Genomic DNA, 21,749 nt, shown 5'->3' with positions numbered 1-21,749 from the left:
AAAAGACTAGTGTGAGAGCAGGTCGCTGTGCTTCTTAACTACCTTAGCCTCCTCGGTTTTCACAAACCTATCCTTCAACTTCTCCAGCACTGACGGCAGCGTGGTGTACTCCATCTCCTCTGGCCCGAGCCTGTGAGGCATGAAGGGGCCGTGCCTCCTCATGTACTCGGCAATGGTTTCCGCAAGCCTCCTCGTCTCGTCGAAGGCTACGTCGTCGAACAGGTCTACTGGACCTATCAGCCTGCCTCTTGAAATATTCCATCCTAGAGCAATTATTCTCGGAGGCCCGTCGAACCTTGTAACCTTCGCATACCTCATTGGCACAGGCATTAATGGGCCGTGGTGAGACCCTCTCATCCACCCTGCAACCAGGTGTGGGAAGCTGAAGGGCTCCAGTATCTCCCCCACTGCGGGGAGCCCGTGCTGGGCTCTCACAATCGCTACAGGGTCATCCTTCCCAACATATCTCCCGGCTGTCAGGTTGAGCCTTTCAACGCTGACCACGGCTGCGAGCAGGTTGTCGGATTTCCTGTAAACCCTTCTCACAATATACCTGCCAGGGGTTCCTATCAAGGCTAGGACGTCGTATGATTCCTCGGGCGTTTTCATCAAGACACTCCTGCCCTCGAACACATCGTATACTTCGAATATGAAGCCATCGTGCATCTTAGGGTCTATTACCAGCCCAGCAGTGTTGAACGGGTCTGCGAAAATCCTGTAAATAGGCATGTTGAAGGCTCCGGGCTCGGTCTTGTCAGCGTGGAATGTTATAACGGGCTCAGCCTCCCTCTCCTCCATCTCGAGCTCGGCCACGCCGGGGCCCATTCCCCTCACGTTCCCAGAGAAGGCCTCGCTCAACAGGTCCTGCCCGGCAGCGTAGAGCTTCAGCTCCCTGGCAACCTTCGTGGCTGATTTGAAAGCCTCCCATGCTAAGCCGTGGATGTCCGGGTGGTCAACTCCTTTCCTATGGGTCATTATCAACTGGATGTCGTCGCCTACATGTGTTACGTAGAAGTCTATTATAATATCCTTCTGCTTAGCCTCCGCCAGGATCTTCGTTGCAGCAGCCAACTGGTCTGGGTGAGGCATGTGGTGTCCAGCAATGCTTCCAACATCTGCTTTTATAATAGATAAGGTGATTTTCTCTCCCATAATTACACCATATTTTAAAGTATTAGTTGCAAGGATTAATAAACATGTATTCCCGGGTTAACGGAGATTTTTAAACGTTTGTTTAAATCAATCTGGGATGTAGTACTCACCGCGAGCTTTCTGCTCCCTATCAAGCACTGACCCAGGCTTGTTTATCCTGGGACGGCCTGTCTCACTGTCTTTTCTAACGGTTATTGAAAGATTCATTAGAAGAGTGTTGAAGCCCTCCCTTATGCTGAGAGTCCTGCTAGCGTATCCCTCGACGGAGGGCTTGCCCGTGAAAACCACTATCTTATCGCTTATGTAGTTTTGAAGCATTAGGTCGTGCTCAACCACCACGGCAGTCTTCTTCTTCTCCTCAATAATCCTCCTGATAACTCTTGCAACAACAATTCTTTCCTCAACGTCAAGGTATGCGGAGGGCTCGTCTAAAAGGTAGAGGTCAGCATCCCTTGCCAGGGAGACGGCTACAGCAACCTTCTGCAGCTCGCCACCGCTGAGCTCTTCAATCCTCCTATCCAGCATCCTGTTCAGCCTCAGCTTCCTCACAAGCTCGTTGTAGAGCCAGGAAGCAGGGTTGAGTGCTTCCGTGGAAGCGTTCCTCAGGGCCTGAGAAACTGTTTCCTCCGCGAAGATCTTCGGGGACAGCTCCTGGGGTTTAACGCTCACCTTCTCAACGGATATTAGCACGCTTCCTTCAACAGGCTTCAGCTCCCCGCTCAACAGCTTGATGAATGTTGACTTGCCAACACCGTTAGGCCCGAGGATGCCGAGGACCTCGCCAGGGTATGCCTCACCCTCCTCAACCACGAGCTTGAAGCCTGATGAAGGATACTGGTGTATCATCCTCTCCCATTTAACCACCGGGTATTCCGACTCCTCGAAGCGTTTCTCAGCAACCTGTATCCTGAACCTTACTGCTTCAGGCCGGATCCTCATGTTCTCAGCGGGAAGGTAGCCGTTCAAGTAGTGGTTTATCCCTGCTCTAACACCGTAGGGTTTCGACGCTATCCCGTAAACCCCTGGCTCACCGTATATTACCACGATGTTGTCGCTGATGTAGTCGAGGATCATGAGGTCGTGCTCGACAACCACCACGTAGTTTTTAGAGGGGTTGGTGAACTCCCTGATAGCGTCTGCAACCCTAACCCTCTCCCTCACGTCGAGGTAGCTGCAGGGCTCGTCGAAGAAGTATGCGTCAGCATTCTTCAACAGGACGGCTGCCACGAGGAACTTCTGCAACTCCCCGCCGCTCAGCTCTGACACGCTTCTATCGAGAAGGTTTTTCAGGTTCAGCTTATCCACAACGTCCTTGAACAAGCCTCTCTCATCAGCCTTGGATAACAGGTCTCCAACACTCCCCTTGAGCACGCGCCTAGCAGCTTCAATATACTGGGGTTTCACAACACTCTTCAACTCGTTATTGGCTATGCGGGAGAAGTATGTCTGCAGCTCGCTCCCCTTGAAGGCTTTAACAACCCTGTCCCAGTCTGGGTCGCTGGAGTAGTCTCCAAGATTAGGCTTCAACTGCCCTGACAATATCTTAATGCTCGTCGTCTTCCCGGCGCCGTTCTTCCCGATAATCCCCAGCACGCCGCCGGTTTTCGGCACGGGGAGGCCGTACAGCTTGAACATGTTCTCCCCGTACCTGTGGACAAGCTGCTTCTCCAGCTCATCGGGAACGTTGACGATGGATATTGCGTTGAACGGGCATTTCTTAACGCATATTCCACAGCCTATGCACTTATCCTCGAATATGACGGAGTGGCTCCTGTCCTCGCTTAAATCTATAGCCTTAACCTTCCTCGTCCTGTTCACAGGGCAGAACCTTATACACTCAAGGCTGCACTTATCCGGTTTACAGTAATCCCTGTCAACCACTGCAAGCCTCGTCAACCACTACCCCCTCTCCTCAACCAGCGCTGCTCTCTACCCGGGCAGGATCAATTTGAAAGCAGGCAATCCCGTGCTGGACAATTATAATAGGATTTGAAAACCATTTTATAACTGATGAAGAATGGTGACGGCTCTGAGCCTTGAGCGATGAGGAGTATGAGTGACTGATTTAGTCACTCTCCCCGCTTTCACCTTCCTCCGCAGCAAACTCTTCGAGGAATATCTCGTAGTACTCCTGCAGCATCTCCCTCTCCTCAGGTGTTAGCCCGGAGGCCTTACTCTCCGTTGCCTTAGCCGTTACAACCCTCTTGCTGGATTCAACCTGGTATTTCATCCCGTACTTCTCAAGGTCTTTCTTAGCAGCTTTGACCTCGTAGCCGCACTTGCTGCATTTGAAGAAGACTTCTCCATCCTTCCTGGTAGGCATCATGGGGCCGCCGCATCTAGGGCAGAATTTAACCACGTGTTTCACCACGTTCTTCTACGACTTTTATAATAGTGTATAATAACCGTATTATAAAGGTTTCTAGTCGAGGAAGCCTCGCGAGCCAGCCCCTCAGGGCTCCCGGGATTGTAATATTTTAAAAACCCGCTTACAATATGGTATGTGATGACTGCTAAACGGTGATGCTTATGGGGAAGATAAGGATCCGTGTCGTTAAGAGAACCGCCAGGGAGCTGCTTGAGAAGTACCCGGATATGTTTACAAGGGATTTTGAACAGAACAAGGCCCTGGTCTCCAGGCTGGTGGAGACTCAGTCGAAGAAGGTTAGGAACCTGATAGCAGGCTATGTAACCCACCTGGTTGCTGTCAGGGAGAAGAAGGCTAAGGCTTGAGAGGCCTGTTCTTGCAGACACCAGCCGATTCCGACACTGTTTTCTCAGTAGAGCCCGGCGGGGAATGCCTTCTCATAAGGTTTAACAAACTAGTGGTGAAGCTGTTCGCTTACAAGTGTGTCAAGCAGCATGAGGATTTCGAGAAGGAGCTGGGGCTCAGGGGTCTCACCCCGGATAAGCCCGCGGCTATTCTCCCGCTCTCAATGTTTAAAACCCCTCTCCAGCTTGTCCAGGCAGGTATTCACTACGAGCTCTACAGGAGCGAGCTTTCAAGATTCAGGAATCAGGGGCTTCTCCTACTCCTGCTGGCAACAGGTCACTCCCAGATCAGCAGCCTGCTCAGCGATCTAAGGGCGAGGTATTCCGAGAGCAGCCACTACCTGCTGTTCTCGATAGGTGGTGAAGGCTTCGACAAAACAGGGTGCGAGGTTTTCAAGGATTATGTTCAAAACATTGACGAGGAATCCCGGGCTGTTCTTGTAAAAAACATTAGTAGTTTACTGTCACTGATATAGCCCTACCACTCCTCTTCTTCCCACTCTTCCTCCCATTCCTCTTCCTCTTCCCACCACTCCTCTTCCCATTCCTCCTCGAACCAGACCAAGCCCTGCACCTCGTTAGTTACTCCTTGTTTTAAATTGGTTGGAACCCGGTATTTAAACTATATCCCTGAAGGCTGAGCCCGGTTGAACAAGGAGTGGGGGAGTGCTTCAGGAGAGCTCGTTGAAGGTTAAAAGAACTATGTCCCGTGGCTTCTCCTCAACCTTCCCCAGCCTAGCGCCCACGAGGACTTTAACATTCTTCTCGGCCGCTGTGTTTATCAGCCTCTGGGTTAGGATACCATCTAGTAGTACGCCGTGAACGCTGCCGGGCTGAGCGCTCGCTAGCTCGTTGACAAGGTCTCTAACAGGGATTTTCTTCAAAGGATTCCAGTTCTGATCGTACAGGACGGCTTCAAGAGTCCCGACTAAACCCTTAGCATCCTCGGCAAGCTTCCCCGGGATCACAATCGCTTCCTCCTTCTCAACAGGCTGCGGAGGCGGCTGCGGCGGCGCCTCCTCCTTCACCTCTACCGGTTTAGCCTCAACGGGGAGCTTGTGCAGCTTCTGCTGTATCTGCAGGAGGTGTTGCGCCTCCTTACTCCCCTGCTTCACCAGGTTGCTGAGGTAGTCGAACACGCTCATGCTCTTGGATAAAGCCTCCTCAACCTCCCTCCCCGTTAACTCCTCAACCTCCCTGCCAGCAGGCGCTCTTGCCACGAAGTCTACCTTCAGGTTTCTCAAAACCTCTTTGAGAATAAGGTCTCCTCCGTGGTCCCCGTCCACGAACAGCAGGATCTTCTTCGTCTCAGCCAGCTTCTTAAGGGTTTCAGGAACCTTTCTAGCCCCGCCTATGGCTATCACGTTGTTTATCCCGTATCTTAGAAGGTTTATAACGTCAGCCCTGCCCTCAACCAGTATGATCGTGTCAGCCTTCTCGACATCCGGCCCTGCTGGAAGCTCGTCTGGGCCGTAGCTTATCGGCTCGGGTGCTTTAAGCATTTCCTGAATGCTCTTAATGATCTCCCTGACGTCGGGAGCCTTCTCCTTGCTCCACTTTCTAAGTATTTCCTCAGCCCTCTCCATTATCTTCTTAATCTTCTCCAGCCTCAGGTCGACTATGTCGACCACTTTCAAGCTGGCGTCGTAAGGCCCTACCTTGTCAACGCTCTCTATGAGCGCGGCTAGGAGGGCTGTCTCAACCCTGTCAAGGTTGCTCGGTATCAGGATCTCGCCAATCGTCTTACTACCCTGTATCTTAGTGTTAACCTGTATCCTCCCTATCCTGCCCTTGTCCTGTAGCTGGCGGAGGTCGAACTGGTCGCCAAGCAATCCCTCGGTCTGCCCGAATATTGCGCCGACAATGTCGTGCTTCTCGACAACCCCGTCGATCTCTATCTTAGCCCTTATCAGATACTTGCTCATTAAACCACCATTGTCTATTATAAGGATTTGAAAACCCGTATAATAAGCACTGCATCCTCGCAGAATGCCTGGTTAAAAACCTATACAACCCTAACCCTGTTAACCTTTTTATTAGCCCACGCGTACCTTCTAATCCTCCTGCTCCGCCCGTAGCCGCATGCCGCGCAGTATCCCTTGGAGACGTTGAAGCTGTGCCTGCCGCATCTTCTACACCTGATATGGGTTTTACCGCGGCTCCTCCTCCCCATGCTGCTCGTACCCTTGGTCACCTAAACCACCTCACTGCTCGGTTATAGGGGATATGAAGACCACGGTGTCTCCTCTTATCACAACAGTGCCCAGCTTCCTGCTGGACCCGCCCTCCCCTATTTCCTCGACATCGTCGAGCACTATGTTCAAGTGTTGATCATAGCTCCTCAGCTTTCCGCGGAGCGTTATATCATCCTTTATCTTGATTAAAACTATGTTCCCAATGTTCTCCTCGAGCATTTTATGCGCTGTCTCGCTCAAAACCAGCACCTCTAACGTTAATGCTTAATGAATCTACATGAAGTTTAAAATACTAGGTATCCTTAAATACTTAGCGATCAACAGGCTCAACGTGGTTGGTAATGGCTAAGAGGCATACTCTCTCGAAGAAGGAGCGGAGAAGGCTCGCCGAGGAGCTCTCCTACATTGGTGATTTAAGGATTGAGGATGAAGGGCTGGTGGAGTATTATCAGGATGAGAACGGTGAGAAAATACTTGTAAACGGTGAAGCAGCATTCGTCAAGCTCAGGGATAAGTGGATACCTCATTTAAGATTCATCCTGAAAAACCTTCAAGCCCTCAGGCTTCCAAAGGTTTACGTGGATAAAGGGGCAATGGAGGCCTTGCTCAGGGGCGCGGACCTGATGGCTCCCGGGATAAAGAGTGTTGAAGGAGTTTTCAAGGAGGGAGATATCGTAGTGATCTGCGAGCTCGAGTCCCGCAGACCCTTCGCTGTTGGCAGAGCACTAACCCCCTCAGACCCCATAGTCAAGGGGGAGCTCAAGAAGGGTAAGGTTGTTGAGAACATTCACTACTTCAACGATGAAATATGGAGGCATGGCCCCTGACCTCTTCAACCGTTAACATTTAAAACATGTCTAAATATAGGTTGAAAACCTGGATTAAACGGGAAGGGTGTTAACCATGGTGTTCAACCAGGGTGACTTCATACTCGTCGAGTACAGTATTAGGGTTAAGGAAACCGGGACCCTCCTAGACACCACGGACGAGGAGCTGGCTAAGAAGGAGAACATATACGAGGCTGACAGGCTCTACGGCCCAACACTCGTAGTCCTGGGCAGGGGCTGGATGAACGAGGTTGTTGAGCAGGAGCTTATGAAGATGGAGGTTAACGAGGAGAAGGAGGTTGAAGTACCTCCTGAGAAAGCCTTCGGCGAGAGGGACTCGGGGAAGGTTAGAACCTTCAGCCTGAAGGAGTTTCAGAGAAGAGGGTACAGTGTTAACGTGGGGGATGTTGTCGAGGTTGGAGGGGTTAAGGGCGTTGTTAAAAGCATAAGCGGCGGCAGGGTGGTAGTTGATTTCAACCACCCGCTGGCTGGGAGAACCCTTGTCTACAAGGTTAAGGTCGTGGGGAAGCTTGAAGAGTTCAAAGAGAAGGTTAAAGCCCTTGCTTCAAGACACCTCAACATCGCCGGCAGCGACATAGACGTAGCCTATGAGGAGGCGGAGAAGAAGCTGGTTGTAAGCATCCCCGGGAAGTACTTGTCGAGGAGGGAGCTGAACTACTCCAAGATATCGCTGGCGACAGACATCTTCGACATGTTCAAGGATGCTGTTGAAAAACTAGTGTTCCAGGAAACCTTGTCGAAAACCCAGGCTCAAACCGGTTAGATGACCCCGGTTTCCCTGGCCAGCCTGTAAGCAGCCTCTCGCGTTAAACCATTTTCACCAAGTATCGTGTATCTTTCAGGCCTTATCGTGTGAGCGATCGTCAAGGCTTCAACAATCTTCTCAGGCTCAATCCCTATTTCACGAGCGCTTGTCGGAAGCCCCACTTTCCTCAAGATCCTTCTAACCCTTCTCCACGATGAGTCGCCGTGAAGGTAGAGCATCATTATTGTTCCAAGAGCTATCTGCTCCCCGTGGAGCGCTCTGCCGGGCGCTACAATATCCAGGGCGTGGCTGAACAAGTGCTCGCTCCCGCTGGCGGGGCGGCTTGACCCGGCTATGCACATGGCTACCCCGCTGCTCACGAGGGCTTCCACCAGTATTCTAACCCCTTCCACGCTCCCGCTCGCGATCAGCTCATGGTATTTGAGCACGTGCTTAGCGCTCATCAATGCTAGCTGGGCAGCGTAGTCGCCGTAGTACTCTCCCTTCAACCTGTGCGCGAGAGCCCAGTCCTTAACAGCCACCAGCTTGCCGACCAGGTCGCCGAACCCTGCCATTATAAGCCTCCTAGGGGCTTTAGCAATGATTTCAACATCCGCTATTACCGCGTAGGGTGTTTTAGTGTAGATGCTGGTGGGCTTCCCGGTTCCCTTTAAGCTGGCGAAAGGGCTTGCTATCCCGTCATGGCTTGGCGTGGTCGGGATGCTTATCATTAAGGAGCCTGTTTCCTTCGCAACATACTTTGCCACGTCAATAGCCTTCCCACCGCCCACGCCGACCACTGCTTCAACCCCTTCCTCCCGGGCCCTCCCCGCTAAAGCCACCGCGCTGTCAACCATAGCGTTAGGAGTCTTCCAGACAACAACCTTTCTCTCAGGGCTGAGAGCCTCCTCAACCCTTCTCCCAGCAACCTCGTAGGTCAACTCCCCTGTCACTATTCCAACCTTTCTAACAGAAGGGGGAAGTATCTCGGAAACCTTCTCGACAACCCTGTGGCCGACGATGACTTTCAACGGGAGTGTTATCTCGTGAACACTCTGCAAAACACATCCTCCAGCATACGAATCATATATTTAAGCCTGGTTAATAATTTGAGAATTTAAAAGAACAGGCGGTGCGGCATGGAGAAGACTGCTTCTAAGACCACGACAGTTGGACTGGTGGCTGGAAAGTACGTTGTGCTCGCTGCTGACAAGAGGGCTACAGCAGGGCCTATGGTCTATCATAAAAGGGTTAGGAAGATATTGGAGATAACCCCTTACGCCGCCATGACTATATCAGGGCTTGTCGCGGACGCGCAGTTCCTGGTTGAGAACGCTAAGTATGTTGCGAAGGATTACGAGCTTAAAATGGGGAAGCGGATAAGCATTGACGCCTTAGCCAGCAGGATTTCCCTCATACTTTCAGCATACCTAAGGTTCTCACCCTTCATTGTTCAGCTCCTCCTAGGAGGTGTTGACGACGAAGGGCCTAAGCTATACTACATGGATCTCTACGGGAGTGTTTCAAGAGAAAAGTACATGTCAACCGGCAGCGGCTCCCCCGTTGCCTTCGGAGTCCTGGAGCAAGGGTATAGGGAGGGGTTGACGCTGGAGGAGGCTAAGGAGCTTGCTTTCAAAGCTGTTTCCTCAGCAATAATGAGGGATAGCTTCACCGGTGAAGGGGTTGACATAGTGGTGATAGGTCCTGAAGGGATTTCCGAGGAGACAAGGCTGTTTAAGAAAACATATGCAACGGTTTAGCTTGGAAACACTTATAAGTATGTTTTAATATGTTTTTCATCGCTGAAGACACGCAGTAGTTTTCTAACCCGTTTAAACCTTGGAGAAAAGGGATGGATTGTGAAAATTGATAAGTCAGTGTTGAACAGGAATAAGCTTGCACTACTCGGTAGCATTGTGCAGGAGATACCGCCGGAGCTCGAGCTATCCAATATAGAGTTTGAAGGACCCTCAATAGTTGTCTACGTGAGGAACAGGAAGGCTATTAGCGAGCACCTGGATCTAGCGCAGAATATTGCGAAGAAAGTTAGGAAGAGGGTTGTCATAAGGGTTTCAACAGAGTCGAGACTGCCTGTTGACGAGGCTAAGAAGAAAATCCTTGAGATAGCTCCCAAGGAGGCTGGTCTCGACCCTAACGGCATATACTTCGACGAGACCAGCGGCGAGGTCTGGGTTAAGGTTGAGAAGCCGGGTCTGATAGTGGGGAGGGGTAACTACGTAAGACACAGGATCCTCGCGGAGACTGGTTGGAGAGCAGTGCCGATGAGGGCTAGCCCTCTCGAGTCCAAGGTGCTCAGAGAGGTTGTAGCAGGGACTTTGAAGCAGAGCGAGTACAGGCTTGAATTCCTCAGAAGGCTTGGCGACAGGATCCACAGGGACGTTGTTTTCAAGAACAACTATGTGAGGATAACCGCGCTGGGAGGGTTCAGGGAGGTTGGCCGATCCTCAATACTGGTTGAGACACGGGAGAGCAGGCTGCTCCTAGACATGGGGATTAACACGGGCGTTATGGACGACCCGTTCAAGGCATTCCCATACATAGATGTAGACTCGTTAAAGCTTGAGGAGCTTGACGGGATAATAGTCACGCACTCCCACCTCGACCACGTCGGCCTCGTACCCCTGCTCTACAAGTACGGCTACAGGGGCCCGCTGTACGTTACCAAGCCTACCAGGGAGTTAATGATAGTCATGCTTAAGGATTTAATAGAGGTTTCGAGAAGGTCTGGGAGATACCTGCCTTTCACCGAGAAGGATTTAACCACGATGATACTCCACACAATCACCGTAGAGTACGACGAGGTCACCGACGTAGCCCCTGATGTCAAGCTGACAATGTACAACGCGGGCCACATACTCGGCTCAGCCATAGTCCACCTCCACGTTGGAATGGGGCTTCACAACATCGTCTACACCGGCGACTTCAAGTATGCTTCCACAAGGCTTCTCGACAGGGCTAACACGGAGTTTCCGAGGGTGGAAACCCTTATCATGGAGTCCACGTACGGGGCTGCGAGGCAGCAGAACAGGCTTGAAGCAGAGGCTGAGCTTGTCAACATTGTTAAGAGGACTGTTGAGCGCCAGGGAATCGTGCTGATACCTGTTTTCGCCGTGGGCAGGGGTCAGGAGATAATACTGATATTGAACGAGGCCATGAAGAATGGTTCAATACCCAAGCTCAACGTCTACGTTGAAGGACTTGTGAACGAGGTTACAGCCATCCACACACAGTACCCCGAGTACTTGAGCAGGAGCATTAGGGAGGCTATATACAGGGGTGAGAACCCGTTCACGGCTGACTGGCTCAAAATCCTTGAATCAGGCGTTGCAAGACCCGACATCGTTGAGGACCGGCCCTCCGTGATAATAGCTACGAGCGGCATGCTCACCGGCGGGCCAGCCGTCGACTACCTCAAACTCCTGGCCAACGACCCTAGGAACAGCCTCGTCTTCGTAGGCTACCAGGCCGAGGGGACCCTGGGCAGGAAGATTAAGGATGGGATGAGGGAGTTGACAATGGTTGTTGAGAACAAGGTTGAAGCAGTCAAGGTAGAGCTTGAAGTATACAGCATCGACGGCTTCAGCGGGCACAGCGACCAGGCTGAGCTGGTGAGGTATGCTCAAAGCATTAAGCCCAAGCCTAAGAAGATAATCCTCAACCACGGGGAGCCCTCTGCGATCGACACCTTGGCCAAGCTCCTGCGCAGGGCGCTGCTGGCTCCGGGAACAGGCTACACTTCTCTCCCAGAAATCTACACCCCCTCCAACCTTGACACCATCCACCTCACATCATAGCAGGGGCGGTGCGGCATGGTTAGGAGGGTTTTAATGCCCGGCAGGTTCCAGCCATTCCACAACGGGCACTACAGTGCTCTCAGAAGCCTTCTCGAAGAATATGATGAAGCAGTGTTAGCGGTTGGGAGCGCGCAGGAGGGTTTCACATGCCAGAACCCTTTCACAGCTGGCGAGAGGCTTGAGATGATAGACGCTCTCCTCAGGCGCGACGGGCTCAGGAACAGGGTTTGGCTCATACCGGTCCCGGATATAAGGATGCCCTTGGCGTGGACCACCCATGTCTTGGCAATGGCTCCAAGGGTTGAGGCTGTTGCCTCAGGCAACCCTCACGTCCTGTATATTTACAAGTGGGCTGGTTTGAAAACAATAGAGCTCAAACTCCACGAGCCGTACAGGTATAACGGGTCGAGGATTAGGAGCGTAATGCTCGAGGGCGGTGAGTGGAGGAGCCTTGTCCCAGACATCATAGCCGAGTACATTGACTCTGTAAACGGCGTGGAAAGGGTTCGAAAGGTGTGCTCCAGTGGAGTATATTGAGGTTGACGGTAGCCTAGGCGAGGGTGGGGGGCAGGTTTTAAGGTACTCGCTAGCTCTGTCAGCGCTCACGTTGAAGCCTGTTAGAGTGTTCAACATAAGGGCTAAAAGGGATAATCCAGGCCTCAGGCCCCAGCACCTCGCAGCCGTGAGAGCTCTCGCCGAGGTTTCAGGAGCGGAGGTTAAGGGTGCCTCCCCAGGTAGCATGGAGGTCTTGTTCAAGCCGAGGAGGAGGGTTCACGGCTCCCTGAGCATTGACGTTGGGACAGCGGGGAGCGTGTCGCTCGTTATCCAGGCAATACTCCCAGTCCTCCTTTACTCGCCCGGGGAGTCAGCGGTTACTGTTAAAGGAGGCACAGACGTGCCCTGGAGCCCCCCGGTTGACTACATGTCCCTGGTTTTCACGCACAACCTGAAGCCCATGGGGGTTGAAGCATCGGTGAGGCTTCTGAAGCGCGGCCACTACCCGAGGGGAGGGGGAGCCGTGGAGCTCCGTGTCAAGCCGGTTGCGAAGCCTTTGAAACCCTTAAGCCTTGTCAAGCGGGGAAGGCTTTTGAAAGCCGTCGTGGTCAGCCACTCCGTCAGGCTTCCAAGACATGTCGCGGAGAGGCAGGCCTCCACAGCGGCAAGCCTCATTGAGAGAGTGCTCGGGGTTAAGCCCGAGGTAGTGGTGGATGCCCCGCCGCCTGAGAGCGACACCCACCTGGGGCCGGGGAGCGGGGTGCTAGCCTATGTTGAAGCAGAGCCCTGGGTCAGGCTTGGAGGGGATGCTCTCGGCGAGAAGGGTAAGCCGGCTGAGAAGGTGGGGGAGGAGGCTTTCAGGAAGCTGGCCGAGGATTATGAGACAGGGATGGCTTTCGACAGGCACATGGGGGATATGCTAATCCCCTACCTCTTCCTTGCTCAAGGGGTTAGCAGGATAGGGGTTGCGAGAATAACCTCACACCTCACCACTGCTCTCGAAATATCCAGGCTCTTCTTCCCCGGTGCTGAAGCAAGGGTTGAAGGAGTTGCAGACGGCCCAGGCATTGTCGAGGTTAAAAGCCCTGGGTTCCAGCCTTAAGCAATCCTACAAGCCAGTTTTTCAAAGCATCCAGGTTTAAACCTGTTAAAGCGGAGACAACCAGGGGCTCAGCCCCTGTCTCCCTCCGCACTCTTTCACGAGCCTCCTCCAGCTCGCCCGGGGGTGTTGCATCCGCCTTGTTCAAAACTATCATCAACGGTTTACCCTGGAGCATGCCTTGAACAGTCCTGTAAACATTCAACTGCTCGTCTAGACTGTAGTATTTCCCAGGGGACGGGTCGATGAGGAAGAGGAGGGCATCAGCCAAGTGCTTCACGGCTAGGACCGCCCTGTGCTCCACAGGGTTTCTCTCGCTCATAGGCCTGTCGAGAATCCCCGGCGTGTCAATCAACACGATCCTCCCGTAAGGCTCCACCGCCAAGTGCCCTGCGATAATGTTCTTGGTTGTGAAAGGGTAGAAGCCTATCTCAGGCTTCGCGTTGGTGAGCCTTGATATAAGGGTTGACTTACCAGCCTGGGGCATTCCGGCTATGATAACTCTTAAATCACCCTCCACATCCGGCATCCTTGAGAACTCTATGGCTGTCTTCCTCACCGTTGACAGGATCCTCCTATTCCTCTTGTAGATTGATACAAGCCTTCCAACCCCGGCTCTGAAAACCTCCCTCGCAGCAACCTCCCCCTCGGAAGCCTTGAGCCCGCTTCTCGAAGAAGCATATATGTCGACAGCCGCCCTCCTCAAAGCCTTAATCCTCTTCAACACCTCCCCGGGTTCAACGCTTGCTTCAAGCTTGAAGAGCTCAGCGTGGAATCCTCCAATCTCTATCACCTTTCTAAGGAATGCTTCAGCCTTGGAGAGCTCGCCGTCAACCAGCTGGTAGCATGTTGAAAGCTTTTCAAGAAGCCTTGCCCTGGCGCTAACCCTTCCCGAGGAGCCAGCGGATTTTAGCCTCCGCTCAAGGATGGCTAGGAACTCGCCCGGCTCGTGAATAATGCTCCTCCTAAAATCCTCCGGCTTCAACCAAACCCTTAGTGTAGGAATGTTTAAAGCTTCTTAAAGGCTAATGGGTTAACGCCTGCTTATGGGCTTGGGGAGGCTGTATCCTGGGAGCGAGGTTTTTAACAATATTGTAGAGCCTCCGGTAGTTTGTCCCGCTGATGTTGAAGACTCTTGCAACATCCTCAGGCCCCGGGGTCTTCCCCGTCCTCACCCTGACGGAGAGCATGTACGCTAGCGCGTACTTACCTCTCTCGCTCCTGGAGAGGAGCGCGGGGTTCAACTCCTCTATGAGTTTCAAGCCATTCCTCACATCATCCCAGTACCCGTTCGCCTCAATGTTCTCAACAGCCTCCATCGAGGCTTTAGACATGATGGTTTTCACAAATCTCTTCGAGGACAAGACGGCATCGTAGTCTACTGTGAGCCACGGCTTATTCCTCACCCTCTTCTCAGCCATCCTGTAAAGCCTCATGTTAACCGAGTAGTTCTCTGAAACAATCCTTTTCACAGGCCGCCTCCTCCTGGGCTGCGGCTCCTCTTCCTCGAAGCCTACGTGAGCCTCCTCGATAATGTTCTCGACCACGAGCCCGCAGCCGCTGCAGACTACGAAGCCATCCCTGTAATCCCATACCAGGGGGTTGCCGCAGACAGGGCAGGTTGAACGCGTCATGTATACGCAACTCCATTATTTCTCTTAGGTGAAACATCCAAATAGATAGGGAGAGTAGGGCGAAAGTAATTCTATCCCAGGAGGAGACGCATGCTCCCAGCCAGGAGCCTCACGCGGGTTCGGAGCTAGCGTTGCACACTATCATGATGTGCAAGAAGCGTGCGCGCTGGCAGGGCTTACGCAGCAGCGGTAGCATGGTTGAAAGGAGAAAAAGGCTTGACCCAGAATACATTATAATAGGGGGTGGTGCTCGTGGAGGAGTTGGTCTTTAAAGCAGTGATGGCGGTTACACAGGCTTTCGTAATAACACTGGTTTTCACTATAGAAAACATAAGGTTTGCTAAGCGGCTGAGCAGGAGGTTAACCCATGGTCCCATACTATACGTGCTAGATGAAGCCGGGAGATTAAAGGAGGCTCCCCTGAGCTCAATCCCTGAGGATCTGAGAGGGAAGCTCCTGGAAATACTTAATGAGAAGGCCAGGGAAGCCGATAAGAAATGGCTTAGGCAGTTGGTATCGTCCCCCACGCCGCTCAGCAGGAGGGCGATCATTACTCAAGCTATAATACTCTTCACAGTGCTCTCAATAGTATCATTCATCCTGTACGCCTACGTGTTCAAATGGTGAATCCCCCAGCACCCGTCCCCCATCCAAGCACCAGCTTGCGTGGAAGGTTAAAGCATAGTATGTTACAGTGTTTTTAGAAAAGAGGTGAGGAACCCGTGGAAAAGGCTTCTCCCGATGAAAAGTGGCTAGCCTCCTTCCCTCCGCTCCTTCTGATAGAATGGCACCGGCGGCCGCGGCAGGTATTCAACCCCGGGCCTCTGCTGAATAGCTTGCGGGTACAGGCTCATTAACGCGTAGACTTCCAGGGGGACTTTAACGCTTACGTTCAGCCCAAGACTTCTCGCCTCCTCCACGGTTATAGGGTAGTCGTGCGTGTACCTTCCCTCTGTTAAAGCCCTGGCTACTTCACGAGCCTTCTCAACCCCCAGCTTATCCTCCAGCAGTTTAACAATGAAGCCCTGTATCTCCTTGATAGCTTTCTCGGCGACATCAGCCAGCACTAGGATGTCATCCCTCGCATCCCTGCCTTTCAGCTTAGCTATCTTCACGAGGCTTGGGGCAGGGTAAACCATGTTGCCCACGGGTATCTGAGGGTCAAGCGGCCCCAGGACGGCGTCCGGGTCCATCACGATCTCGTCCGCGGCTAAAGCTATCAGCGTCCCCCCGCTCATGGCGTAGTGCGGCACGATCACTACTTTCCTCCCAGGATGCTTCTTAAGCGCCATCGCGATCTGCGAGGCCGCCAGGACCAGCCCTCCCGGCGTGTGAAGTATTAAAGCTATTGGCTGATCCGGAGGAGTGCTCCTGATCGCCCTGATCACGGCCTCCGAATCCTCTATGTCGATATACCTGTACACTGGGAAGCCCAGGAACCCTATTTTCTCCTGCCTGTGTATCATGGTGATGACTCTCCAGCCATACCTCCTCTCTATCTCCCTGATCAGCTTCAACCTGGCATTGGCTAGCGACCTCAGCTGGAGCTGCGGGTGAACAGCCATGTAAAGGAGCAGTAGGAAGAATAACAGGCTCACGGGGTCAAACATTCCAAGGCACCCTAATTTCACGTATATTACTAGTGAATGCCGGGATAATATGCTTGATCTCGTAGCGGGCTCGCGTGGAGGAGATTGATGAAAACCCTGGGGCCGTGGGCGGCCGACGGGTCAAGCTTATTATCGCCTTGCTTCATCAAATTTTCAACGGGTTTGGAAATTTGTTGATGAATGGGGCTAGTCTTAATAGGAGTGGTGGGTTAAAAGTTCTAGCCGCAAGCGTCGCGGTCACATCAGTCCTGGGCAATTCTTACGCCTACAGCGTGTACGTGGCACCGCTTGCCAGCCTATGGGGGAGCACCTTCTGGGCTTCACTACCATTCTCAATCCTTATCGCAACCTTCGCCTTCTCAAGCATTATAGGCGGCAGGCTCTACGCTAGGAAGGGGAACATTAGGGTTCCAGCCCTGCTCAGCATGGTTTTAACCGGGGGCGGGCTTCTACTGTCATCGCTCGTGGAGGTGGTTTCAACCCCCTTATGGCTTGCAACAACCTACGGGGTGGTCGTGGGGCTTGGCAACGGCATGGGCTACGTGCCGATAGTGGCTCTAGCTAGGAAGTGGTATCCCGACAAGGCCGGCTTCGCCACGGGTGTTGTAATACTCGGCTACGGCGGCAGCGCCCTCGCGTTCGCGCCTCTCAAGGCCTTGCTGATAGAGCTCATGGGGGTTGGCCTAACATTTGCCGCGGTGGGCTTGATCTCCTTCACGATCGGGGTTCCAGCCGCCATGGTGGTGCGTGATCCCCCGCAGGAGCTTGTCAACTACTTCAGCAGGTTCGCGAAGAAGAGAGCGGTAATCCCTAAGAGAGACTATAAGCCCGGCGAGGCTCTTAAAACACCTGATTTCTGGCTGCTCTGGGCTAGCTTCATGCTTACAGCAGGCCCCGGGCTCATGTTGATAGGGCATATGGCGAATCTCGCCGCGCTAAACAACATACCCAGCCCTCCCCTCGCTGTCAGCATTTTCTCAGTGATGAACGCGCTGGGGAGGCCTCCCGCGGGCTGGGTCTCCGACAAGCTTGGAAGGTTTGGAAGACCCTTGACGATGACAGCGTTCTTCACAGCACAGGGCTTAGTGTTCTACGCGCTTTCAACCCCGTTGGCAAGCATTCCATGGCTCTTCTTCTTCATGGTTGCAGCACTAGGCTTCTTCTACGGCTCCGGCCTCGCCCTGTTCCCTGCTGCAACAGGCGACTTCTTCGGCTTAAAACACCTCTCGGAAAACTACTCCCTCATCTTCATCGGCTGGGGGCTGAGCGGCCTGCTCTTCCCGTCACTAGGCAGCTATATCGTGGATTCAACAGGAGGCTACGAGCTCGCCTTAATAATATCAAGCATTCTCAGCGTGGCGGGAGGACTGGTAAACCTTTACTTGAAGAAGCGTCTAGCTCTCTACCTGCAGTGAAGCAGGCTAACCGTTTTTTAATAAAATGAAATCCTTAACAGTGAAGACTTCCCCGCATAGGAGTATTCCCTCGGAGCATCGTTTAGATTGCCTCGTTGATCCTAGCCATCATTGCCTATCATTGTATTCGCAATTATGCTGGGCCTTAAAGCCTCACCTATTCCAAGCCATTGACCACTTAACTCAAACCTTCCCCATGCTGAGTACTTGGAGGAGGCGGGCCCGCCGGGATTTGAACCCGGGTCCTCCGGCTCCGCAGGCCGGCGCCCTATCCAGGCTAGGCAACGGGCCCTTTTAACGTGTTTTAATGTTTTCCCCGGTGTTAAAAACTGTTTTACAAGGTGTTCTACTGTGTGAGCGTGTTTTTGAAGAGGATGGTTTTCTCCTCGGGTCCTTTAGCAGTTATCTTCAATATGTCCACGCCGTCTCCTGAGAGAACATCCCTCTCTATCACTGTTTTAACGGCTTCGACAACGAGCTTCTCAGCTTCCTCGAGGCTTATGTCAGGAGTGTACTTCGGCTCGATGTATCCGAGCGCTAGCTGGGCGCCGGAGCCCAGTGCTGCGTACTTCTCCTCGATCAAGCTGCCGACAGGGTCGAGGATGTAGAGCTGTGGGCCGCTGTCATCGTATCCTCCGACAACGATCTCCGTGAGCATTGGGGCGAGCTTGTAGCTGTAGAGTATTACGGACAGCATCTTAGCCAGTCCTTTAACCCTGATCTCCCTGCCGTGCTGGAGCTCGTAGTACTTAGCCTCCATCTCGAGCATTCTCTTCAAAATGTTCACATCACCCATCAACCCCGCGAACCCTACGCCTACGTGCGGGGTTATCGCGTAGACTTTTTTAACGCTCCTGCTCAGCACGAACCCGTCGTATGTAAGCCTTTTCTCACTGGCTAGGACAACGCCTTCCCTTGTCTTAACACCTATGGCTGTGCCAGGCAACATGCTCATGAACACGCACCTTCTTCTCAACCAATATATTTTTAACAAGGAATTTATACATATCCCAGACCAGTTCTAAGCCTTTAGCGGGTGGTCTGCGAGCACATATTAGCTTGTTCAAACAATACTATCCCTGGTTGTAGCCATGTCTCAATGCCTAGATGTTATCAACACGCGTTGCAGCGTGAGATGGTTTAGGCCAGACCCTATCCCTGAGGAGACTGTGCGCAGGCTCCTGGAGGCAGCGGTGAGGGCTCCAACCGCCCAGGGTGCTGAGCAGTGGTTTTTCATGGCAGTGGTTTCGGAGGAGAAGAGGAGGGAGATTCACAGGCTTTTGAGAAAGGCGCACGAGCACTACGCTACCAGCGTGTTGCTGAAGCCGTACAGCCCCGGGGCTGTGGCTAAATGGATGAGCAGGATTGACCAGGGGATGTACGCTGCCCCCCTCTACGTAGCAGCCTACTTGGACCTCCGGGAGAGGATCTTCAGGGACGAATACTTCGAGTATGAGAGGCTGATGGCTGTTCAATCCTTGTCAGCCGCCGTGGAAAACCTGATCATAGCTGCCTGGAGCATGGGGCTGGGAAGCGTGTGGATAGGTGTCCCAGTCTTCATGAGGGAGGAGTTTGACAAGGTGTTAACGCCTCCTGAGAAATGCGAGCTCTCAGCCATAATAGCGTTGGGGTACCCGGCTGAGAAAACCGCGTCGCGGCCGAGGAAGCCGGTTGAACAGGTTTCCAAGATTATTTAGGAGGCAGTGTAGGCGGAGTTGCGGGTTGAAAATCCATTGGGTTAACGCTCGCGCTAAGCTTAATAAGCTGTGGTAGCTCGAAATATAATCGTGGTGGGCGAATGGTAAAATCCATGACCAAGGACGCACTCCTCTCAGCATTCGCCGGTGAGTCAATGGCTCACATGAGGTACCTGGTTTTCGCGGACATTGCTGAGAGGGAAGGGTTCAGCAACGTGGCAAGGCTCTTCAGGGCTATAGCGTACGCGGAGCAGGTTCACGCTGGAAACCACTACAATGCGCTGAGAATTTTCAACGAGGAGGCCAAGGTTTCATCAGGTGCTCCAATAGGCCCCGGGGATACTAGTAAAAACCTCGACCTAGCCTACAGAGGGGAGGTTTACGAGGTGGAGGAGATGTACCCTGTCTACCTCGAGATAGCGAAGTATCAGGGTGAGAGGGAGGCTCAGCGAAGCTTCCACTTCGCCTTGTCAGCGGAGAAGATTCACGCAGAGCTCTACAAGACCGCTAAGGAGTATGTGGATAGGAAGCAGGACTTCCCCCTAGGCCCTGACGAGAAAGTCTGGATATGCCCTGTATGCGGCCACACCCACGTGGGCAGGGAGCCCCCTGAGAAGTGCCCTGTTTGCGGCGCCCCGAGAAGCATGTACAAGGGGTTCTAGCTTTCAAAAAACTTTTTTAAAATCAACCGGTTAGAGCGTGTACTTCCACACGCCCTTGCCCCTGTAATTGTATATTATGGTCTTATAGGAGGTTGTGTACTCTATCGAGTAGCCAACACCCTCCCTCCCAATCCCCGAGTCCTTCCTCCCCCCGTACGGGTAGTAGCCTACCCCGTGCCTCGGCATATCGTTAACGTACACTGCCCCGACCTCAAGAAATCTTACCAGCTTCCTTATCTCATCCATGTTCTGCCCGAAGACAGCAGCGTCCAGCCCATACCTTCTCTCATTCACTAGTGAAACAGCCTCGTCAACGCTGTTAAACCCTGTGATAAGGGCTACAGGGGCGAACACCTCCTTCCAGTAGAGGATGCTCTGCCTCAGCAACCCGTGATCCCTGAACTCGACCAGTGTTGGCTCCATGTAGGTTGGCCCCAGCCTCCTACCCCCGTGGAGCACTACTCCTCCCTTCTCAACAGCGTCTTCAACAGCTTTCAAAGCCTCGTCTACAGCGCCCGGCTCTATCAAGGGACCTATTGTCGTGGACGGGTCTCTAGGGTCTCCAACCCTGACCTTGGAGAGCTCCCTCAGCAGGGCTTTCTTAAAGGGTCCGTAAACCTCGTTCTTAACGAGGACCAGCTTTATAGCATCGCACCTCTGGCCGGAGTAGCTGTAAATACCCATTGCCACTCTTTCAGCTGAGAAGTCCACGTCGGCATCGCCCAGGACTATTGCCGGATCCCCTCCCCCTAGCTCCATAACGAGCTGTTTAATCCCTGCTTTCTGAACAACCTTCTTCCCCGTCTCACTGCTGCCTGTGAAGCTTACCACGCCAACCCTGTCATCCCTTATGATCCTGTCGCTCTCGCTACCGGGGACTGTTAGAACTGCTAGAGCATCACTGGGGAACCCGCTTGCCTCCAGGACTCTTGCAAGGAGGAGCACGGGTAGCGGGTCGGCTGAAGGGGGTTTAACAGCTACAGCGTTGCCTGCTATGAAGCTGTACGTTATCTTCGACACGGTGTCGAACAACGGGTAGTTGAAGGGGATGATTGCTAGCACTATTCCAACAGGCTCCCTCCTGACAACAGCCTCGGTTTCAATTGTTGTCTGATCCCAGTCCCCGGGCATGTACTCGCCGAAAATCTTCCTAGCGTCAAGATGGGCGGCTCTAAGCCTGTCAATGCTTGCCAAAACCTCGCCCTGTGCTTGGCTACGGGTTTTACCCGAGTTAATCATCAACGCGTTCACGAAGTCCTCCTTCAACTCCTCAAGCATTTCAGCAGCTTTCTCCAAAACCTCCACGCGCCTCCACCCGGGCAGGTCCCTGGCGCTCCACCTTCCCCTGGCGTGCAGCGTGGCCATGGCCTTGTCCGCCAGCTCCCAACCGGTTTTTGAAACCCGGGCTATCACGGACAGGTCTATCGGGGTTTTAACATCCATGTAGGAGCCTGTGTCAACCCATTCACCAGTGATGAACGTTTTAAAGTATGTGGAACCGTTTCTCACAGAGTATAGTTCCTCGAAGAGTTTAGAACCAGGCTTGAAGGAGTCCGTTTCAACCGCCTCCATGATGGATTAAGGGAATATATGATTTTATACCTTCATGT

At 52.9% G+C, this 21,749-nt stretch carries 24 protein-coding genes and 1 tRNA gene; 12 read left to right on the top strand and 13 right to left on the bottom strand.

Features of this window, described 5'->3' with window-relative positions; all coding sequences use genetic code 11:
• Window positions 1–6: 6 nt before the first annotated feature.
• The 3 genes from fbp to IMZ38_RS01330 all read right to left on the bottom strand — a co-directional run bounded on the left by fbp (window position 7) and on the right by IMZ38_RS01330 (window position 3,523).
• Window positions 7–1,152, bottom strand: coding sequence for a fructose-1,6-bisphosphate aldolase/phosphatase (gene fbp, locus IMZ38_RS01340; protein WP_193436407.1), 1,146 nt, complete (start codon window positions 1,150–1,152; stop codon window positions 7–9).
• An 87-nt stretch (window positions 1,153–1,239) separates the two neighbouring features.
• Window positions 1,240–3,048 (bottom strand): ribosome biogenesis/translation initiation ATPase RLI, encoded by a 1,809-nt coding sequence (locus tag IMZ38_RS01335; RefSeq protein WP_193436406.1) that lies wholly within the window; start codon window positions 3,046–3,048, stop codon window positions 1,240–1,242.
• Window positions 3,049–3,217: 169 nt separating this feature from the next.
• Window positions 3,218–3,523: a DNA-directed RNA polymerase subunit M gene (locus IMZ38_RS01330; RefSeq protein WP_319637046.1), complete on the bottom strand. Its 306-nt coding sequence runs from the start codon at window positions 3,521–3,523 to the stop codon at window positions 3,218–3,220.
• Between the two features lie 158 nt (window positions 3,524–3,681).
• Here IMZ38_RS01330 and IMZ38_RS01325 point away from each other — a divergent pair, with 158 nt between their 5' ends.
• Both IMZ38_RS01325 and IMZ38_RS01320 read left to right on the top strand, forming a co-directional pair.
• On the top strand, window positions 3,682–3,885 hold the full coding sequence (locus tag IMZ38_RS01325; protein ID WP_193436405.1) for a 30S ribosomal protein S17e: 204 nt from the start codon (window positions 3,682–3,684) through the stop codon (window positions 3,883–3,885).
• A gap of 11 nt (window positions 3,886–3,896) precedes the next feature.
• Window positions 3,897–4,400, top strand: a complete 504-nt coding sequence (locus IMZ38_RS01320) for a hypothetical protein (protein WP_193436404.1) — start codon at window positions 3,897–3,899, stop codon at window positions 4,398–4,400.
• 195 nt (window positions 4,401–4,595) lie between these two features.
• Here IMZ38_RS01320 and dnaG read toward each other — a convergent pair whose 3' ends face one another.
• From dnaG to IMZ38_RS01305, 3 genes are all read right to left on the bottom strand, one after another.
• The gene (gene dnaG, locus IMZ38_RS01315) at window positions 4,596–5,849 is read right to left on the bottom strand and encodes a DNA primase DnaG (protein WP_193436403.1); all 1,254 of its coding nucleotides are present in this window, start codon (window positions 5,847–5,849) and stop codon (window positions 4,596–4,598) included.
• 80 nt (window positions 5,850–5,929) lie between these two features.
• Window positions 5,930–6,118, bottom strand: a complete 189-nt coding sequence (locus IMZ38_RS01310; protein ID WP_193436402.1) for a 50S ribosomal protein L37e — start codon at window positions 6,116–6,118, stop codon at window positions 5,930–5,932.
• Window positions 6,119–6,128: 10 nt separating this feature from the next.
• On the bottom strand, window positions 6,129–6,359 hold the full coding sequence (locus IMZ38_RS01305) for an LSM domain-containing protein (protein WP_193436401.1): 231 nt from the start codon (window positions 6,357–6,359) through the stop codon (window positions 6,129–6,131).
• 101 nt (window positions 6,360–6,460) lie between these two features.
• On the opposite strand from IMZ38_RS01305, the gene IMZ38_RS01300 reads away from it, so the two are divergent.
• Both IMZ38_RS01300 and IMZ38_RS01295 read left to right on the top strand, forming a co-directional pair.
• Complete coding sequence (locus IMZ38_RS01300) at window positions 6,461–6,946, top strand: DUF1947 domain-containing protein (RefSeq protein ID WP_193436400.1); 486 nt, start codon at window positions 6,461–6,463, stop codon at window positions 6,944–6,946.
• Window positions 6,947–7,022: 76 nt separating this feature from the next.
• Window positions 7,023–7,730 carry an FKBP-type peptidyl-prolyl cis-trans isomerase gene (locus tag IMZ38_RS01295; protein WP_193436399.1) on the top strand — a complete coding sequence of 236 codons (708 nt, stop codon included), beginning with the start codon at window positions 7,023–7,025 and terminating at the stop codon, window positions 7,728–7,730.
• Here the strand turns inward: IMZ38_RS01295 and IMZ38_RS01290 are convergent.
• Complete coding sequence (locus tag IMZ38_RS01290) at window positions 7,727–8,773, bottom strand: NAD(P)-dependent glycerol-1-phosphate dehydrogenase (RefSeq protein WP_193436398.1); 1,047 nt, start codon at window positions 8,771–8,773, stop codon at window positions 7,727–7,729. The genes IMZ38_RS01295 and IMZ38_RS01290 overlap by 4 nt on opposite strands.
• Before the next feature lie 78 nt (window positions 8,774–8,851).
• Between IMZ38_RS01290 and psmB (IMZ38_RS01285) the strand changes: the two genes are divergently transcribed.
• From psmB (IMZ38_RS01285) to rtcA, 4 genes are all read left to right on the top strand, one after another.
• The gene (gene psmB, locus IMZ38_RS01285; RefSeq protein ID WP_193436397.1) at window positions 8,852–9,472 is read left to right on the top strand and encodes an archaeal proteasome endopeptidase complex subunit beta; all 621 of its coding nucleotides are present in this window, start codon (window positions 8,852–8,854) and stop codon (window positions 9,470–9,472) included.
• Window positions 9,473–9,571: 99 nt separating this feature from the next.
• A complete protein-coding gene (locus IMZ38_RS01280; protein ID WP_193436396.1) occupies window positions 9,572–11,527 on the top strand; it encodes a beta-CASP ribonuclease aCPSF1 in 1,956 nt (651 codons plus the stop codon).
• A gap of 15 nt (window positions 11,528–11,542) precedes the next feature.
• Window positions 11,543–12,064 carry a nicotinamide-nucleotide adenylyltransferase gene (locus IMZ38_RS01275; protein ID WP_193436395.1) on the top strand — a complete coding sequence of 174 codons (522 nt, stop codon included), beginning with the start codon at window positions 11,543–11,545 and terminating at the stop codon, window positions 12,062–12,064.
• Window positions 12,051–13,124 (top strand): RNA 3'-terminal phosphate cyclase, encoded by a 1,074-nt coding sequence (gene rtcA / locus IMZ38_RS01270; protein ID WP_193436394.1) that lies wholly within the window; start codon window positions 12,051–12,053, stop codon window positions 13,122–13,124. Before IMZ38_RS01275 ends, rtcA begins: the two co-directional genes overlap by 14 nt.
• On the opposite strand, the gene IMZ38_RS01265 is transcribed toward rtcA, so the two are convergent.
• Both IMZ38_RS01265 and IMZ38_RS01260 read right to left on the bottom strand, forming a co-directional pair.
• Window positions 13,099–14,106 (bottom strand): NOG1 family protein, encoded by a 1,008-nt coding sequence (locus IMZ38_RS01265; protein ID WP_193436393.1) that lies wholly within the window; start codon window positions 14,104–14,106, stop codon window positions 13,099–13,101. The two genes, rtcA and IMZ38_RS01265, sit on opposite strands and share 26 nt — an antisense overlap.
• Window positions 14,107–14,146: 40 nt before the next feature.
• Window positions 14,147–14,755 (bottom strand): TFIIB-type zinc ribbon-containing protein, encoded by a 609-nt coding sequence (locus IMZ38_RS01260; protein WP_193436392.1) that lies wholly within the window; start codon window positions 14,753–14,755, stop codon window positions 14,147–14,149.
• 252 nt (window positions 14,756–15,007) lie between these two features.
• Between IMZ38_RS01260 and IMZ38_RS01255 the strand changes: the two genes are divergently transcribed.
• The gene (locus IMZ38_RS01255) at window positions 15,008–15,382 is read left to right on the top strand and encodes a hypothetical protein (RefSeq protein ID WP_193436391.1); all 375 of its coding nucleotides are present in this window, start codon (window positions 15,008–15,010) and stop codon (window positions 15,380–15,382) included.
• Window positions 15,383–15,507: 125 nt separating this feature from the next.
• Here IMZ38_RS01255 and IMZ38_RS01250 read toward each other — a convergent pair whose 3' ends face one another.
• Entirely contained in the window at window positions 15,508–16,365 is an 858-nt protein-coding gene (locus tag IMZ38_RS01250) for an SDH family Clp fold serine proteinase (protein WP_193436390.1), read from the bottom strand.
• Between the two features lie 74 nt (window positions 16,366–16,439).
• Between IMZ38_RS01250 and IMZ38_RS01245 the strand changes: the two genes are divergently transcribed.
• Window positions 16,440–17,780, top strand: coding sequence for an OFA family MFS transporter (locus tag IMZ38_RS01245; RefSeq protein WP_193436389.1), 1,341 nt, complete (start codon window positions 16,440–16,442; stop codon window positions 17,778–17,780).
• 217 nt (window positions 17,781–17,997) lie between these two features.
• Here IMZ38_RS01245 and IMZ38_RS01240 read toward each other — a convergent pair.
• Both IMZ38_RS01240 and psmB (IMZ38_RS01235) read right to left on the bottom strand, forming a co-directional pair.
• Window positions 17,998–18,072 (bottom strand) — tRNA-Arg (locus IMZ38_RS01240).
• Between the two features lie 54 nt (window positions 18,073–18,126).
• Window positions 18,127–18,735: an archaeal proteasome endopeptidase complex subunit beta gene (gene psmB / locus IMZ38_RS01235; RefSeq protein ID WP_193436388.1), complete on the bottom strand. Its 609-nt coding sequence runs from the start codon at window positions 18,733–18,735 to the stop codon at window positions 18,127–18,129.
• Window positions 18,736–18,871: 136 nt separating this feature from the next.
• Between psmB (IMZ38_RS01235) and IMZ38_RS01230 the strand changes: the two genes are divergently transcribed.
• Both IMZ38_RS01230 and IMZ38_RS01225 read left to right on the top strand, forming a co-directional pair.
• Complete coding sequence (locus IMZ38_RS01230) at window positions 18,872–19,477, top strand: nitroreductase family protein (protein ID WP_193436387.1); 606 nt, start codon at window positions 18,872–18,874, stop codon at window positions 19,475–19,477.
• 101 nt (window positions 19,478–19,578) lie between these two features.
• Window positions 19,579–20,139 carry a rubrerythrin family protein gene (locus IMZ38_RS01225; protein ID WP_193436386.1) on the top strand — a complete coding sequence of 187 codons (561 nt, stop codon included), beginning with the start codon at window positions 19,579–19,581 and terminating at the stop codon, window positions 20,137–20,139.
• 30 nt (window positions 20,140–20,169) lie between these two features.
• On the opposite strand, the gene gapN is transcribed toward IMZ38_RS01225, so the two are convergent.
• Window positions 20,170–21,711, bottom strand: coding sequence for an NADP-dependent glyceraldehyde-3-phosphate dehydrogenase (gene gapN, locus IMZ38_RS01220; RefSeq protein ID WP_193436385.1), 1,542 nt, complete (start codon window positions 21,709–21,711; stop codon window positions 20,170–20,172).
• Between the last annotated feature and the right edge of the window lie 38 nt (window positions 21,712–21,749).

The organism is Thermosphaera aggregans (assembly GCF_014962245.1).
Taxonomy (GTDB): Archaea; Thermoproteota; Thermoprotei_A; order Sulfolobales; family Desulfurococcaceae; genus Thermosphaera; species Thermosphaera chiliense.
This window is presented reverse-complemented; position numbering and strand designations above follow the sequence as displayed.

Excerpts from the sequence above, each read along its gene's own strand:
- fbp (WP_193436407.1), bottom strand. The coding sequence starts at position 1,152 with ATGGGAGAGAAAATCACCTTATCTATTATAAAAGCAGATGTTGGAAGC.
- IMZ38_RS01325 (WP_193436405.1), top strand. The coding sequence starts at position 3,682 with ATGGGGAAGATAAGGATCCGTGTCGTTAAGAGAACCGCCAGGGAGCTG.
- dnaG (WP_193436403.1), bottom strand. The coding sequence starts at position 5,849 with ATGAGCAAGTATCTGATAAGGGCTAAGATAGAGATCGACGGGGTTGTC.
- IMZ38_RS01300 (WP_193436400.1), top strand. The coding sequence starts at position 6,461 with ATGGCTAAGAGGCATACTCTCTCGAAGAAGGAGCGGAGAAGGCTCGCC.
- IMZ38_RS01295 (WP_193436399.1), top strand. The coding sequence starts at position 7,023 with ATGGTGTTCAACCAGGGTGACTTCATACTCGTCGAGTACAGTATTAGG.
- psmB (WP_193436397.1), top strand. The coding sequence starts at position 8,852 with ATGGAGAAGACTGCTTCTAAGACCACGACAGTTGGACTGGTGGCTGGA.
- IMZ38_RS01275 (WP_193436395.1), top strand. The coding sequence starts at position 11,543 with ATGGTTAGGAGGGTTTTAATGCCCGGCAGGTTCCAGCCATTCCACAAC.
- IMZ38_RS01260 (WP_193436392.1), bottom strand. The coding sequence starts at position 14,755 with ATGACGCGTTCAACCTGCCCTGTCTGCGGCAACCCCCTGGTATGGGAT.
- IMZ38_RS01250 (WP_193436390.1), bottom strand. The coding sequence starts at position 16,365 with ATGTTTGACCCCGTGAGCCTGTTATTCTTCCTACTGCTCCTTTACATG.
- psmB (WP_193436388.1), bottom strand. The coding sequence starts at position 18,735 with ATGAGCATGTTGCCTGGCACAGCCATAGGTGTTAAGACAAGGGAAGGC.
- IMZ38_RS01230 (WP_193436387.1), top strand. The coding sequence starts at position 18,872 with ATGTCTCAATGCCTAGATGTTATCAACACGCGTTGCAGCGTGAGATGG.
- IMZ38_RS01225 (WP_193436386.1), top strand. The coding sequence starts at position 19,579 with ATGGTAAAATCCATGACCAAGGACGCACTCCTCTCAGCATTCGCCGGT.
- gapN (WP_193436385.1), bottom strand. The coding sequence starts at position 21,711 with ATGGAGGCGGTTGAAACGGACTCCTTCAAGCCTGGTTCTAAACTCTTC.